Origin of the sequence: Shewanella glacialimarina (assembly GCF_020511155.1) — a bacterium.
GTDB lineage: Bacteria > Pseudomonadota > Gammaproteobacteria > Enterobacterales > Shewanellaceae > Shewanella > Shewanella glacialimarina.
Genome location: NZ_CP041216.1, coordinates 3,741,744 through 3,756,458 on the forward strand (window position 1 = coordinate 3,741,744; position 14,715 = coordinate 3,756,458).

The 14,715-nt window shown below is 41.2% G+C and carries 14 protein-coding genes; 11 read left to right on the forward strand and 3 right to left on the reverse strand.

Features of this window, described 5'->3' with window-relative positions:
• Positions 1 to 72: 72 nt before the first annotated feature.
• A complete protein-coding gene (locus FJ709_RS16320) occupies positions 73 to 2,370 on the reverse strand; it encodes a putative bifunctional diguanylate cyclase/phosphodiesterase (RefSeq protein ID WP_226411147.1) in 2,298 nt (765 codons plus the stop codon).
• A 261-nt stretch (positions 2,371 to 2,631) separates the two neighbouring features.
• Here FJ709_RS16320 and thpR point away from each other — a divergent pair, with 261 nt between their 5' ends.
• The gene (thpR, locus tag FJ709_RS16325) at positions 2,632 to 3,201 is read left to right on the forward strand and encodes an RNA 2',3'-cyclic phosphodiesterase (RefSeq protein ID WP_226411149.1); all 570 of its coding nucleotides are present in this window, start codon (positions 2,632 to 2,634) and stop codon (positions 3,199 to 3,201) included.
• 97 nt (positions 3,202 to 3,298) lie between these two features.
• Here the strand turns inward: thpR and pepB are convergent, their stop codons facing one another.
• Positions 3,299 to 4,573, reverse strand: coding sequence for an aminopeptidase PepB (pepB, locus tag FJ709_RS16330; RefSeq protein WP_226411151.1), 1,275 nt, complete (start codon positions 4,571 to 4,573; stop codon positions 3,299 to 3,301).
• Between the two features lie 153 nt (positions 4,574 to 4,726).
• Between pepB and sfsA the strand changes: the two genes are divergently transcribed.
• The 8 genes from sfsA (at position 4,727) to FJ709_RS16370 (ending at position 11,587) form a co-directional block, all read left to right on the forward strand.
• A complete protein-coding gene (sfsA, locus tag FJ709_RS16335) occupies positions 4,727 to 5,431 on the forward strand; it encodes a DNA/RNA nuclease SfsA (RefSeq protein ID WP_226411153.1) in 705 nt (234 codons plus the stop codon).
• 116 nt (positions 5,432 to 5,547) lie between these two features.
• Positions 5,548 to 5,991, forward strand: a complete 444-nt coding sequence (gene dksA / locus FJ709_RS16340) for an RNA polymerase-binding protein DksA (protein ID WP_226411155.1) — start codon at positions 5,548 to 5,550, stop codon at positions 5,989 to 5,991.
• A 69-nt stretch (positions 5,992 to 6,060) separates the two neighbouring features.
• Positions 6,061 to 6,948 (forward strand): tRNA glutamyl-Q(34) synthetase GluQRS, encoded by an 888-nt coding sequence (gluQRS, locus tag FJ709_RS16345; protein WP_226411157.1) that lies wholly within the window; start codon positions 6,061 to 6,063, stop codon positions 6,946 to 6,948.
• A 234-nt stretch (positions 6,949 to 7,182) separates the two neighbouring features.
• Positions 7,183 to 8,493 (forward strand): polynucleotide adenylyltransferase PcnB, encoded by a 1,311-nt coding sequence (locus FJ709_RS16350; protein WP_226416024.1) that lies wholly within the window; start codon positions 7,183 to 7,185, stop codon positions 8,491 to 8,493.
• Positions 8,493 to 8,981, forward strand: coding sequence for a 2-amino-4-hydroxy-6-hydroxymethyldihydropteridine diphosphokinase (gene folK / locus FJ709_RS16355; RefSeq protein WP_226411159.1), 489 nt, complete (start codon positions 8,493 to 8,495; stop codon positions 8,979 to 8,981). Before FJ709_RS16350 ends, folK begins: the two co-directional genes overlap by 1 nt.
• A 62-nt stretch (positions 8,982 to 9,043) precedes the next feature.
• Entirely contained in the window at positions 9,044 to 9,838 is a 795-nt protein-coding gene (gene panB, locus FJ709_RS16360; RefSeq protein WP_226411161.1) for a 3-methyl-2-oxobutanoate hydroxymethyltransferase, read from the forward strand.
• Between the two features lie 23 nt (positions 9,839 to 9,861).
• Positions 9,862 to 10,707 carry a pantoate--beta-alanine ligase gene (gene panC, locus FJ709_RS16365; protein ID WP_226411163.1) on the forward strand — a complete coding sequence of 282 codons (846 nt, stop codon included), beginning with the start codon at positions 9,862 to 9,864 and terminating at the stop codon, positions 10,705 to 10,707.
• A gap of 355 nt (positions 10,708 to 11,062) precedes the next feature.
• Positions 11,063 to 11,587, forward strand: a complete 525-nt coding sequence (locus FJ709_RS16370; RefSeq protein ID WP_226411165.1) for a DUF4124 domain-containing protein — start codon at positions 11,063 to 11,065, stop codon at positions 11,585 to 11,587.
• Positions 11,588 to 11,828: 241 nt separating this feature from the next.
• Here the strand turns inward: FJ709_RS16370 and FJ709_RS16375 are convergent, their stop codons facing one another.
• Positions 11,829 to 12,026, reverse strand: coding sequence for a YheV family putative zinc ribbon protein (locus FJ709_RS16375; RefSeq protein ID WP_226411167.1), 198 nt, complete (start codon positions 12,024 to 12,026; stop codon positions 11,829 to 11,831).
• A gap of 140 nt (positions 12,027 to 12,166) precedes the next feature.
• On the opposite strand from FJ709_RS16375, the gene FJ709_RS16380 reads away from it, so the two are divergent.
• The gene (locus FJ709_RS16380) at positions 12,167 to 14,086 is read left to right on the forward strand and encodes an ABC transporter ATP-binding protein (RefSeq protein ID WP_226411169.1); all 1,920 of its coding nucleotides are present in this window, start codon (positions 12,167 to 12,169) and stop codon (positions 14,084 to 14,086) included.
• Positions 14,087 to 14,205: 119 nt separating this feature from the next.
• Complete coding sequence (locus FJ709_RS16385; RefSeq protein ID WP_226411171.1) at positions 14,206 to 14,691, forward strand: TIGR02444 family protein; 486 nt, start codon at positions 14,206 to 14,208, stop codon at positions 14,689 to 14,691.
• The last annotated feature ends 24 nt before the right edge of the window (positions 14,692 to 14,715 follow it).

Genomic DNA, 14,715 nt, shown 5'->3' on the forward strand with positions numbered 1-14,715 from the left:
TTCATATTGCCATCAATATTTTATATTGCGTCATTTTACTGTCCCTGTGCACTATTGCAAACTCGCAAAGGATTAAATATCGTAAATCATATTATCAAGTCCACGAACCGCCAGCCAAGGTGAACGAATACCGGACTTAAGTGTGGATAATGGGCAAGGTTTATTAATCGCATATCCCTGGGCATAATCAACACCCAATGTTTTTAGTTTTACGCCGATTTCAGCGGTTTCGACAAACTCGCCAATCACTTCGAAATCCATATCTTTACCTAGTTGGCAAATCGCCGAAACAATGGCTTTATCTCTGCGATCGGTACACACGTTTACCACAAACTGTCCATCAATTTTAACAAAGTCTACATCCAAGGTTTTTAAGTAAGCAAAACTTGAAAAACCTGAGCCAAAATCATCTAATGCCAGTTTACAGCCTAACGGACGCAACAAATCAATTAATGCGGTTGCTTGTTCTAACTGACTGACTGCTGCGGTTTCAGTTATTTCGAAACACAGTTTATCAACCAACTCAGGCTCAACCATTAAACGCATTTCAAGCCAGCTCATAAACTTTTGGTCCGCCAGCGACATGGCTGACAAGTTAACTGAGACCATGGATAATTCTCGCCAAATATTGAGGTTTTCGCTGCCCCATTTAAGCAAATTATCAATTACCCAACGATCGACTCTTGATGCTAAGTTATATCGTTCTGCCGCAGGTAAGAAAATCGCCGGAGAAACAAAGCTGCCATCCTCTAGCACCATGCGCAGCAAAATTTCCATATGCAAACCCACTTCATTATGATTAAGGGGCTCGATTAACTGGTAAAACAACTCAAACTGGTTAAGTGCTAGAGCACCGGTAATATCGACAGAAGCAACCATTTGAGTATAAAGAATATGTACTTGCGGATCGTCTGAACTAAAATAATGCCAACGATTCCGACCTTCTTGTTTAGCAAGCCGACATGCTGCGTCGGCCTGACTCATGACTTCATAAATATCTTTAGCTTTAGGATCAAATGTCGCAATTCCAATGCTCATGCTGACATTATGTTTCACCTTTTTCCATGTAAACTCATGTTCACAAAGCTGTTGGCATATTCGCTTAGCGACTTGTTGAGAAGACACTTCATCTGAGTGATACATTAAAATACCGAACTCATCACCGCCTAATCTAGCAACCACATCTCCTTTGCGTACCAACTGCTTAAGGCGTTTAGAGACTTGCTGCAATAACTCATCGCCAGCCTGGTGACCACTTAAATCATTAACAACTTGAAACTGGTCTAAATCAAGAAAGGCCACGCAAGCAGGAATAGCTTCATCGCTGGCAAGTAACTCATCTAACATACCTTCAAATTGCACCCGATTAGGTAACCCGGTTAACGCATCATGATTTGAGTGAAATGTCAGTTCGTCAGCTAAACGATAACGTTCGGTGACATCTTCAACCATTAATAATAGTTGTTGCTGCGAATTTAATGCGTGGCAAAAACTCATTTTATACCAATGGGTTGATATACCTAATTTTAGCGGCACCTCACACCAAGCTTGTCGAAGCACACCTTGCCTAACAATATGTAATGTATCTTGTAATAGCGCGTGATCATCATCTCGAAGACAATCAAACAAACTCTGGCCAACTTCAAACTTCAGCATGTTTTGCGATACTTGATTTTGTAGTACTACTAAATTTTTAACATCAATTAATGCACACGCCATCGGCAAATGGCTGAATAGCTCTTGGTATTGTTTTTCTTTATTAACCAATAAAACCGATAATCGTTTTAGCTCAAAAGCGGCTGCTAAATGAAAGCAGTGTTCATCTAACACCGATTGCCAAAAACTTTCACAGCTTTGCGGTTGAGAATCAATTGTTACCGTGGTTTGTTGTAATGACATTGCAATAAGCACCACACTGACATTACCCACACTGGCCGCTGGAGTTATTTCTAAATGTGATATTGCTAAATTTTTATCAATTGACTGTGCAAAAAATTGACAAATGAATTGTTCTTGTTCTGTTGTAGCTGAAGAATGTTGCTGATCAATATGTAATGGCTTTGATAAATTGAGTACCAGATCAATCAAGTCTTTGTTTTGTTCAATCGCTTGAGTTAATAAGTTTTGCTGTGAGAAGTGTTTGGTAGAATGACTAGCAACCTTATATGTTGAAGTATCGACGATATCAAGACTGGGTGAAAATGTGTTATTGCTATGACTACTTTTAATAGCGAACACGATATCGCAACTAAGTTGTTTGCATATTAGCGCTAGCACACTATCAATCATTAACATTGACATCGGGCTATCCATTTCTAAAGACTCATAGGTCAAAGCCTGTTTCAATAAATTCTGGGTGCTTTCAGCCATTAATCAACTCAATAATAAAGTTCGCGAGATATATTCTTTACAGCCATTGGTCAGAGGGTATAGCCGATATATTGTTCATATAGACATAATGCCATCTTCCTTGACTGCCCAAAGTATTTTGTTCTATTTACACATGTTACATACTTTTCGTATAGCTTCACCATGATTAACACGGTCAAGATTAACAATAGTCGAAAACCTTGTTTTCGTCAGTACCCCGTTATGCTAATTAATCTGTTTCTAAAGATAGTGAGATAAATAATGAAATCAAGTCACCCAATAGCTGCACAAAGATTATTTATTGGATTTAGCGTCAACAAAACAGATAATCGTCAATTTTTTGATATACAGCAAAAGCTTACAACATGTATTAATACAGAAGCTTTACCCGTAACACAATCAAATATGCATATTACTTTAGCTTTTCTTGGCCAAGTGAGTCATTCATCCACACCCAGACTATTGGATGCTTTAGATAAGCTAATAAAACCTGTATTTCATTTAACGTTAGACACACTTTGCCTATGGATTCAGCCAGGCATAATATGTGCCCAGGGCATTGCCGACGACATACTGCTTAACATGGCTGATGCCGCTCAACAAGTTTGCTTGCACTTAGGTCTTCACCAAAGCCAATGGCACTATCGACCACATATCACCTTGTTTAAAAAAGCTGACAGACTAGATTATGCGCAACAAAGATTAATTAATCTGGATCATAAGTTACCCATCACAGTCTCTCCAACACATTTACACTTGTATCGTTCAGTTAGAACCAAACAAGGCGAGCAATATAACATATTGCACAGTTGGCCATTACAAAACGATTGATTGTCAGCGATAAAAAAAGCCATCTTTCGATGGCTTGAGTTCAAACATTTATCTGATACCTTAAATACCGTTTAGCTTAAGGTATTAAGGTCAGCTGTTATCGCTTCAGAATTTCAGCCACTGTCAGTACACCATGGGTTGTTGCGCCTGCGCTAAATAACCCTGTAGCAGAGGACTCAAATGCCGCCGCTAAATCAATATGCAGCCAGTTTGCCTCAGGTGTTACAAAGCGCCATAGGAAACCTGCTGCATTTGATGCTCCACCTGCGCCGCCACCTTTAACTGGACGACTATTGGCCGTATCAGCGTAAGCAGATGGGCAAGTGTCGCGGTGCCAAGGATCTAACGGTAATGGCCACACATTTTCACCCACTGCGGCTGCACATTGTTGCGCCATTTTTATCGTTTCGGTTTGTGGTGAAAATATTGCGTTATATTCGTTACTTACCGCCATAACTGCAGCGCCGGTTAAGGTCGCTGCATCGATAATTAATTTAGCGCCTGACTCTGAAGCAGCCTGTAAACCATCAGCTAATACCAAACGGCCTTCTGCATCGGTATTAACAATTTCTACTGTGGTGCCATTTTTATAGGTTAAAATATCGCCTAATTTAAATGCACGGCCACTGACTAGGTTTTCCGCGCAACATAAATACAGTTTGACTCGTTTGTTCAAAGCAGACTTGATGGCTAAACCTAAAGCAGCAGTCACAGTTGCAGCGCCGCCCATATCACACTTCATCGCCAACATACCTACCGACGACTTTAAGCTATAACCGCCGGAGTCAAATGTGATGCCTTTACCCACAAGCGCAACATCAACGGGAGCATCAGCCGCAAGCGGATTAAAATCTAATTCTAATAATGCCGGTGGACGCTCACTGCCACGGCCAACCGCATGAATACCAACCCATTTTTTAGCTAACAAGTCTTGACCTTCAACAATATTAAAGGTCACTTTATCGCCACCAATGTCTTTTAGCCAATTTGCCGCTTGGGTAGCCAGTGACACTGGCGAAAGATCTTCAGGGGTATCGTTAATTAACTTACGGGCAAACGCAGCGGACTGCGCACGATCTGTTAGTATTTGCTGTTGTTGGTCATCACCACACCAAACCACTTCATAGCCAGGTTTGGCGGTGGCAAAGCCTTGGGCGAACACCCACTGTAAATCAACAGTCCATAGTTCACCTTGAAGCTGAACTTGGTTAATGCCTTGATTGCGAATTTTACGGGCAGCCATTTGCACTTGGCGAAGCGGTGCATTCCCACTTAAATGAATGAAGCTATTTTGGCCTTCAAAAGTGACATCGGACTTGCCCCAATGAGTTGCGGGAGCTTCTTGAGTTAAAATGACAGTCATAAATTGCATGATAAATTCCTTGTTTGCAGCATTTTCGCGGTACGTCACCATAGAATAATAATGTATTCAGCCGAATAACGAAATTGACAATAGTATATCAGCTGTCACATTCTTTTATCTAATGGTGTATGGTGGCCATTATTTGTCGTGAAATGAATTTATATGGACTTCACTCCCCCGCTACAACATGGCCGACTCATTAAACGCTATAAGCGTTTTCTGACCGATATCATTTTAGATGATGGCAGCGAAATCACCATTCATTGCCCTAATACTGGTTCAATGAAAAACTGCTTATATCCTGGTCAAAGTGTGTGGTTCTCTGAATCAGATAACCCGAAACGAAAATATCGCCACACATTTGAAATAATGCAATCGGATCAAGATCATTTAATCGGCGTAAACAGTGCTAGAGCCAATGCCCTTGCCGAGGAAGCTATCAATAGTGGCGTTATTACCGAGCTAACTGGTTACTCCACTTTACAGCGTGAAGTGAAATACGGTGAAGAAAATAGCCGCATCGACATTCTTTTAACGCGCAAAGACCGGCCTAAGTGCTATATTGAAATCAAGAGTTGTACCTTGTTAGAGCAAGGTGAAGGTTATTTTCCTGATGCCGTTACTACGCGGGGACAAAAGCATCTAAGAGAATTAATCCAAATGGTACAACAGGGTCATCGTGCGGTATTATTGTTTGTGGTGCAGCACAGTGGAATATCAACAGTGAAACCCGCCGCACATATCGATCCTCAGTACGCAGACTTACTCAACAAAGCGATTAACCAAGGCGTTGAAGTACTGGCATATCAAACCCTATTGTCACCCCAAGCCAGTAGAATTATCGGTCCATGCAAAGTGATGGTGTGAATTAAATAAAAAAGATTTATACCGTAAAAAATTTGCCACGCTATACAGATTCTGGTATAGATAGCGCCGTAAAAAATAAGCCGCAATTAAACGCAAACGATTACAGGAGATGCGTTATGCCTGAAGGCACTAAGAAACTTGGCGTACTCGCTATCGCAGGTGTAGATCCTTACCAGGAAAAAGCTGGTGAAGAATATATGAATCCCACGCAACGTCGTCACTTTAAAGTGATACTCGAAGCATGGCGTAACCAATTGCGTGAAGAAGTTGACCGTACACTGACTCATATGCAAGATGAAGCTGCAAATTTTCCAGATCCTGTTGACCGCGCAGCTCAAGAAGAAGAGTTCAGTTTAGAGCTTCGTGCTCGTGATAGAGAACGTAAGTTGATCAAGAAAATTGAGAAAACACTACAATTAATCGAAGAAGACGATTTTGGTTATTGTTTCTCATGTGGTATCGAAATTGGTATCCGCAGACTTGAAGCAAGACCTACCGCTGATCAATGTATTGACTGCAAAACGTTAGCAGAAATCAAAGAAAAGCAAATGGCTGGTTAAATACGTTTAGGGCGAGATCACTCTCGCCCTTTCTATTTAATTTGCCCTCACTTCAAAACGGCTTAAGATATGTCATATATCGGACGCTTTGCGCCATCGCCATCAGGCTCCCTTCATTTTGGATCATTAATTGCCGCACTCGGTAGTTATTTACGTGCCCACAGTTTAAATGGCCAATGGTTAGTCAGAATGGAAGATATCGATCCTCCGCGGGAAGTTAGCGGTGCCAGTGATGACATACTGCGAACGCTTGATGCCTATGGCCTACATTGGCATGGCAAAGTGTTGTATCAAAGTCAGCGAACTCAAGTCTATCAAAACACCATAGAGAAACTTGTTGCTCAAAACCAAGCATATTATTGCCAATGTTCCCGTAAAATGATTCAAACTATGGGAGGCGTTTACGATAGCCGCTGTGGTGTAGCCAATATTAAAGCAGCACACAGTTCAGGTGCTATCCGTATTCGTAATAGCGCTAAAGTCAGTTTTTTTGATGATCTCAATCGCGGTCACATTAATGTTAAAAGTGGTTTTGCGGGTGAAGACTTCATTATCAAACGCAGTGATGGCCTATTTGCATATCAACTTGCTGTCGTCATTGATGATGCTTTTCAGGGAATAACTGAAGTCGTCAGAGGCAGCGATTTGTTAGAAGCCAGTTGTCGACAAATCAGTTTATTTCACCTATTAGATTTACCAACACCTGATTGGTTGCACCTACCACTCGCTTGTGCAAAACCAGGATTTAAACTGTCCAAGCAAAACCATGCGCCAGCAATCAATATACAAGCTCCACAACAAAGCCTGAATGCCGCCCTAGACTTTTTAGGTCAACCTAAAGTTGATATTGACCATGTAGATAAAATGCTCGCTCAAGCGGTAGCACAGTTTTCCTTAGCCAATGTGCCAAAGCACAGTGAAATTATCTTAGCAAAACCAGCTGTCGCGGTAGATTAGCACTAAACAACTGTTGGAAATTTCTCAACATCACTTATCACACAGTTATCTACTCATTGGCGCACAATTGGTATATCATACCCGCCAGATTTTTAATCAATTAATTTAGCGTCAACGAGGTGTATTATTTTTCGCCGTATTAGTCAGTTCTGCAAGAATTTATTTGACAATAATAAAGCAGCGCCCGAGCTCGACCAGCCGTTAGAAGAACAAAACGGCTTACGTTTGGATATCATTTCACGTGATAGCCACGATATTTCGCGCCGCCAGATCAGCGAAAATGCATTAAAAGTGCTTTATCGACTGCACAAGTCAGGTTTTAAAGCCTATTTAGTCGGTGGCGGAGTTCGCGATATTCTATTAGGGCTGGAGCCTAAAGACTTTGACGTTGTGACCAATGCCACTCCAGATGAAATCAAAAAATTATTCCGTAATTGCCGCTTGGTCGGACGTCGCTTTCGCTTAGCACATATTGTTTTTGGACGTGATGTTATTGAAGTGGCAACATTTCGTGGACATCATGGCGAAAATAGCGACACAATTTCAAAGTCAAATGCCGAAGGCCGCCTATTACGTGACAACGTATACGGTGAAATTGATGAGGATGCTGAGCGTCGCGACTTTACGGTTAACGCCTTATATTATGATATTAGTGATTTTTCTATCCGCAGTTATGGCGGTGGCATTGAAGACTTACAGGCACGTAAAATTAAGTTAATAGGCGATCCTGAAACCCGTTATCGTGAAGACCCTGTTAGGATGTTGCGCGCGGTAAGGTTCGCCACAAAACTATCGATGGTAATTGATCCTATATCTGCCGCCCCAATTAAATCATTAGCACCACTATTAGCCGATATTCCAGCAGCACGTATGTACGAAGAAGTGTTAAAACTTTTCTTTGCAGGCAAAGCTCAAGCTAATTATCAAATGATGCAAGATTTTGATTTGTTCGGTCCACTATTCCCTCAAATACAAGGGGTTATAGCTGACTTGCCTAAAGGCCATGCGGCTAAAATGCTCAACGCAGTTATGCGCAGCACCGACGATCGTGTTAACCAAGATAAACCTGTTACGCCAGCATTCTTTTATGCGGCAATACTATGGTATCCACTAAAGCAACGTGCTGACGATATCGCCCTTGAAAGTGGTTTGCAATTATACGATGCCCATGTTGCCGCTATGGGCGATGTGATGGAAGAGCAATGTCGCACTATCAGCATTCCGCGCCGTTTTAGCACACCTGCAAAAGATATTTGGCAGCTACAGCTTAGATTTGAACGAAGCCAAGGTTCGCGCGCATTTAAATTATTAGAGCACCCTAAATTCCGTGCAGCGTATGATTTATTGTTACTGCGAGGTGAAGTTGAAGGTGGCAGCGTAGCCAAACAGGCTGCGTGGTGGAAATCATTTGTTGAAGCTGATGAAACACAACGTGGTGATATTGCTAAAGGCTCAGGCAAAACAAGCTCAAACCGTAATCGCAATACAGCACAGCGTAAAAGAAAGCGCAAACCTGCTGTTAAAACGGATTCAGCAGCAGAATAATGACTCTAGTTTATGTCGCATTAGGGGCTAATCTTGCAGAGCCAGAGCAACAGCTAAACCAAGCTGTTGCTGCGTTAAAAAAGATTGCTGTCACTGGTGATATCACAGTGTCGAGTTATTATCGCTCAACGCCCATGGGTGATGTTGTTCAACCTGATTATGTTAATGCAGTAGCCTGCTTTAATACTCACCTTGAACCCATTGAATTACTCAATAGCCTTCAAAATATTGAACAACAACAAGGTCGGGTACGTAATGAACGTTGGGGACCAAGAACATTAGATCTTGATCTATTATTATATGGTTTACACATCATTGATATACCAAGATTACAGGTCCCGCATTACGGTATGAAGGAACGCAGCTTTGTGTTAATCCCGCTGGCTGAAATTGCTGAAGACTTAATTTTGCCTTGTCATCAGGCACTTAAATCACTACTGACACCAGAAATGCAGCAGTCTTTGCACAAAATACCGAATAAAAGTTGATTTCACCACTTTAGAGTATATGCTCCACAGCGTATAAATTTGAATTGTATTAAGAGTCTACTATGTCAAAAGTCACTAGTTCTACCCTATTGAAGTTCAAAAAAGAAGGTAAAAAATTCACTGCACTAACCGCATATGATGCCAGTTTTGCAGGTGCCTTTGACAGCGAAGGGATTGATGTTTTATTAGTGGGTGACTCTATGGGAATGGTGTTACAGGGTCATGATGACACCTTACCTGTTACCGTTGCTGATATTGCCTATCACACAACATGCGTACGTCGCGGTATAAACCGTGCTTTACTGATCGCTGACATGCCTTTTATGAGCTATTCAACCGCAGAACAAACCATGCAAAATGCTGCAATATTAATGCAGGCTGGCGCTAATATGGTCAAAGTTGAAGGCGGTCACTGGTTACTTGAAAGTGTTAAAATGCTCACTGAACGCGGTATCCCAGTTTGCGCTCATTTAGGATTAACGCCTCAGTCTGTCCATGTATTTGGTGGTTTCAAAGTCCAAGGACGCGATGCAGATAATGCTCAACGTATTTTAGATGAAGCCAAAGCTTTACAGGCAGCTGGTGCTCAATTATTAGTCCTTGAATGTATTCCGGCAACCTTAGCTAAAACAATCACAGAAGCACTTTCAATTCCGGTTATCGGTATTGGCGCTGGAGCAGATACTGACGGTCAAATCTTAGTTATGCATGATGTTTTAGGCATATCGAGTGGTTACATTCCTCGCTTTTCAAAAAACTATCTTAAACAAACTGGCGAGATCCGCAGCGCCATTCGCGCTTATATTGACGAAGTAGCCGACGGTTCATTCCCAGCTGAAGAACACATTTTTAATTAATTATTTCGCAGGTTTAATTCATCATGATCACCACTGCCGCCATATCTGACATTCGCGATCAAGTAAACGCTTGGCGCATTAAAGGCGAAACAGTTGCATTTGTCCCAACCATGGGTAATTTACATCAGGGTCATATTACCCTTGTTAGTAGAGCACTGAAACAAGCTGACCATGTTGTTGTGTCTATTTTTGTTAATCCACTTCAATTTGGTATAAATGAAGACTTAGGCGCTTATCCACGCACCTTAGCGGCAGATAAACAAGCCTTAGTTGACGCTGGCGCTGCATTATTATTTACCCCAACACCAGAGACTATTTATCCTAAAGGCTTAGATAAACAAACTTTTATAGAAGTACCAGAAATCGGTGATGAGCTTTGCGGCGCAAGTCGTCCAGGCCATTTCCGTGGTGTCGCGACGATCGTGAATAAACTGTTCAACATAGTTCAGCCAGACATGGCTTTTTTTGGCAATAAAGACTTTCAACAATTATTGGTCATTAAAACCATGGTCGCAGACCTATCGTTACCAATTAATATTATTGGCGTAGAAACGATTCGTGAGCCATCAGGTTTAGCCATGAGTTCACGTAATGGTTATTTAACCACTGAAGAAAAAATAAATGCTGCAGCGCTTAAACAAGCATTAGATAAAATGGCACTCTGTATTCAACAAGGTATTAGTATTATTGAGGCCAGTCATCACGCCACTGCATTACTTATTGAAGCTGGCTTTACCCCAGATTATCTTGAAGTCCGCAATAGTCACAATTTGCAACCCGTTACTACCGAAGATAAAAATTTGGTGGTTGTCGCAGCAGCATATTTAGGAAAAGCGCGTCTTATCGATAACTTAACATTTGATCGATAGCATCTATCACTAGGATTCTAGTGTTGAATGAAAATCGACACTATTGACTCAAGCAAAATCAGCCTCTGGCAAGCTTTAAGCACTAAAAAACATTCCCAATAAACACTATCACGCCTTTCTAAGTCATTTTTCGCTAAGAAAGGAGTGATTTTGAGCGGCATAAATAGTAAAAAACACTTCTGTAGTAGATATTACATGCGTCAAAAAAAAATCAATTGTCAATAAACTGGTTTTATCGTTACACTTGCGATGTTTATTTAACATAAATTTATCTAACATATTTATGTGATAAAGCTGCGATGGTTCTATACTAACTACCGGTATATGATGGATTTACAGAAGGATATGTGGCCGCATGGCAAGAACTATATATTTATTGGTGCTTTTACTCAGTTCTTTTATGGTGCAGGGGAACACTAATGCCATCTATAAATGTATGAAAGATGACAAAGTCGTATTCAGCCATAGCGTTTGTCCGGAAGCATTCCGCCAACATAAAATTGAATACGAAAACGGTATCACTACTGAAATCGATTCAGATAAACGTGAAATCAAAATTGATCCCCTCAAAGCACTCCTGAACAAGCAAACCATTTCAAAAGAAAAATTACTCCAATTACTTGAGGGAGAGATCTATCGTCTTAAGCAGGAAAATAGCTACTTTGAAATTCTGCGAGCAAGTGAAGTGCAAAAATTAGATCGTAAACGTTTTTGGCAAACTAAAGCCAAAGATGACCCTAGCTATGGGTTAGAATTACAAGAGATTAACCAACGCTTCGACGAACTCATACTCAGTAATAACAATGTGATTAAAGTATTAAATCAGCATAAATCAAAAATTGAAGCTGAAGCGTCACCAGATGAGTTAATGAGTCAGTAAGATCTGTATTGTCATCTGCCTGTTAAACATAAATCAAATCTATGGATTTTCGTTCCATCGGTTAGTTCATTAATAATGACCTTGCGGTATTCAGGCAAAACTCTTTATGTTTGTCGCAAGGCGTTTATTGCTAATAAGCCTAACATAAAGGATGCGTTTACCTCCCCTAATGTATGACTGGCATTAGGGGCAAAAACGTATTAGCCCCATCCTCACAACATAATAAAACACCCTTTCATCCTTACTCAGGCTTAAATACTCCGATCATATTACCGGTTGATTTTTTAGGCACTTCGATATCAGTTTGCTGCTCACGATAGTCACAATCGGTGCACTCAATCGTTTCAATGTTATTTTCTTTAAATAATAAAATACTGTCTTTCGCGCCACATTTAGGGCATTTAGCCCCCGCTACAAAACGTTTTTTTATTTTTGTCATCAGACACTCTCAATTCGGGTTAATTAGATCACAGTGGCTATTTTGCCATGGAAGCGTCGTATACGTCCTGTCATTGTGGGAAATAAATCGCGAATACGGTATTATCCACCCACTTTATTTTACAGCTTCAAGTTGCGTTCATGATCAGTATTAGCCAAGCACAATTAATTCGAGGCAGTAAAACCTTACTCGACGAAACCTCTGTGACGATTTACCCTGGTCACAAAGTGGGTTTAGTCGGCGCAAATGGTACCGGAAAAACGTCATTATTGGCATTGATTTTAGGTCATTTACACCTAGATAAAGGCGAGTTCTCACTACCCGCAAATTGGCAAATATCCTCTGTCGCCCAAGAAACCCCGGCGCTTGATGTATCTGCATTAGAATATGTTTTAGATGGCGATACTGAGTTCCGCCAGCTTGAAGCTCAACTCATCACCGCGCAAGATGAAAATGATGGCAATGCCATCGCCCTTATTCATGGTAAAATTGATGCCATTGGAGGCTACGCTATCCGCGCCCGAGCGGGTGCACTATTAGCCGGTTTAGGTTTTGGCGATGTTGAACAAAGCAACCCAGTTAAAAGCTTCTCAGGTGGCTGGCGGATGCGTTTAAACCTTGCTCAAGCGCTATTATGCCGCTCAGACTTATTATTACTCGATGAACCTACCAACCACTTAGATTTAGATACCATGTATTGGTTAGAAGGTTGGATTAAGTCTTATCAAGGCACCTTGATTTTGATTTCCCATGACCGCGACTTTATTGATGCCATCGTGGATGAAATTATTCATGTTGAACATCACAAACTCAACTTCTATAAAGGCGGCTACAGCGCATTTGAGCATGTACGAGCTGAACGTTTATCACAGCAGCAAGTAGCCTTTGAACGTCAGCAAAAAGAACGTGCACATATGCAGTCTTTTGTTGACCGTTTTCGCTATAAAGCCAGTAAAGCCAAGCAAGCTCAAAGTCGCCTAAAAGCGTTAGAACGCATGGCTGAGCTTCTGCCATCCCAAGCTGACAATCCATTTCAAATGGCGTTCCGTGAACCAGAAGCCCTACCGAACCCATTGATAAAAATGGAACAGGTTGCTGTGGGTTATGGTGATAAAACGATTTTAAGTAAGGTGCAACTTAACTTGGTGCCTGGTGCTCGAATTGGTTTGTTGGGCCGTAATGGTGCCGGTAAATCAACCCTAATTAAGTTACTTTCAGGGCAACTTCAGGCTTTATCGGGTAAGTATGAGCCTAACCCAGGACTTAACATTGGTTACTTTGCTCAGCATCAAATTGAATTTTTGCAACTAGATGATACACCACTACAGCATTTGTCTCGTCTCGCTGCGCCCAGTGTTCGCGAGCAAGAATTACGTAACTTTTTAGGTGGATTTGGGTTTAATGGTGATATGGCATTATCACCTGTAAGACCTTTTTCCGGTGGTGAAAAGGCCCGTTTAGTACTGGCATTGCTAGTATGGCAGCGGCCTAACCTGCTGCTATTAGATGAACCCACCAACCACCTTGATTTAGAGATGCGCCATGCCTTAACCATGGCACTGCAAACCTTTGAAGGAGCAATGGTTATCGTGTCGCACGACCGTCACTTATTACGCCTCAGCTGCAGTGATTATTACCTTGTCGATCAGGGTGTGGTAAAGCCTTTCGATGGTGATCTAGATGATTATCATCAATGGTTATTAGATGCAGCAAAAGCAGCCCAAGCTAATCAAAAGTCAGAAAACACCAATACTGATACACCACAGATTGACAAAAAACAGCTAAAAAGAATTGAAGCAGAATTACGCCAAAAGGTATCACCGTTAAGAAAACAGCAAACAAAACTAGAAACTGAACAGCAAAAATTTACTGACCGTTTAGCAGAACTTGAAGTAACATTAGCCGATGGAAGCCTGTATGAAGCTGAAAATAAAGCCAAAATGACGCAGGTGCTCAATGAGCGCACTAAACTGACTCAGGCGATGGATGAAAGTGAAATGGCTTGGTTAGAAATACAAGAGCAAATTGAAGAAATAGAGCTGTCATTCAAAGCTGATTAATGGGTTAAATAATCTCAACAGCTTATGCGCATTGTGTACCATTTCACAGTATTCAATGCGCTATGCTAATTGTTAACAGAATATTCAGAGATTGATATATGGCTGACAGGCAACCTTCGATGACAACATTTCATAATGACATCTGGCAACAATGCGAGCAAAAGTACCTGTGTGACCCACAGGCTTATATTGCGCTACAAGACAATTACCAGGTGAATGTCAATCTGCTACTACTAGCACAGCAGCTAGATCAGCAATCTTATCCGCTTGGTATTAATGATTGGCAACAATTATCCCGTGTAATAGAGCCATGGGAAGCTGGCGTATTAAAACCTTACCGCCAGTTGCGGCGGTTGGCTAAAGCGCATTTGACCACAGATGAATATCAAAAAATGTTACAGGTTGAATTGATGTTAGAGCGTAAATCACAAAAAATGTTGCTACAACATATCAATCTCATTCAAGCTGATTCAACAGCATCTGACAAAACGATTAAAGATGATCCTATCAATACCACTATCAATGGCGCACTTAATACAGCTAACCACAACAGCTATCACTATTTAAGCCTATTTGGTCTAACACTGTCACATCTTCCGAGCTAGCAGTAAAACATTAGTAGTAAAACA

Bases quoted from the DNA above. Each gene is read 5' to 3' on its own strand.
- FJ709_RS16320 (WP_226411147.1), bottom strand. From the start codon at position 2,370: ATGGCTGAAAGCACCCAGAATTTATTGAAACAGGCTTTGACCTATGAG.
- thpR (WP_226411149.1), top strand. From the start codon at position 2,632: ATGAAATCAAGTCACCCAATAGCTGCACAAAGATTATTTATTGGATTT.
- pepB (WP_226411151.1), bottom strand. From the start codon at position 4,573: ATGCAATTTATGACTGTCATTTTAACTCAAGAAGCTCCCGCAACTCAT.
- sfsA (WP_226411153.1), top strand. From the start codon at position 4,727: ATGGACTTCACTCCCCCGCTACAACATGGCCGACTCATTAAACGCTAT.
- dksA (WP_226411155.1), top strand. From the start codon at position 5,548: ATGCCTGAAGGCACTAAGAAACTTGGCGTACTCGCTATCGCAGGTGTA.
- gluQRS (WP_226411157.1), top strand. From the start codon at position 6,061: ATGTCATATATCGGACGCTTTGCGCCATCGCCATCAGGCTCCCTTCAT.
- folK (WP_226411159.1), top strand. From the start codon at position 8,493: ATGACTCTAGTTTATGTCGCATTAGGGGCTAATCTTGCAGAGCCAGAG.
- panB (WP_226411161.1), top strand. From the start codon at position 9,044: ATGTCAAAAGTCACTAGTTCTACCCTATTGAAGTTCAAAAAAGAAGGT.
- panC (WP_226411163.1), top strand. From the start codon at position 9,862: ATGATCACCACTGCCGCCATATCTGACATTCGCGATCAAGTAAACGCT.
- FJ709_RS16370 (WP_226411165.1), top strand. From the start codon at position 11,063: ATGGCAAGAACTATATATTTATTGGTGCTTTTACTCAGTTCTTTTATG.
- FJ709_RS16375 (WP_226411167.1), bottom strand. From the start codon at position 12,026: ATGACAAAAATAAAAAAACGTTTTGTAGCGGGGGCTAAATGCCCTAAA.
- FJ709_RS16380 (WP_226411169.1), top strand. From the start codon at position 12,167: ATGATCAGTATTAGCCAAGCACAATTAATTCGAGGCAGTAAAACCTTA.
- FJ709_RS16385 (WP_226411171.1), top strand. From the start codon at position 14,206: ATGACAACATTTCATAATGACATCTGGCAACAATGCGAGCAAAAGTAC.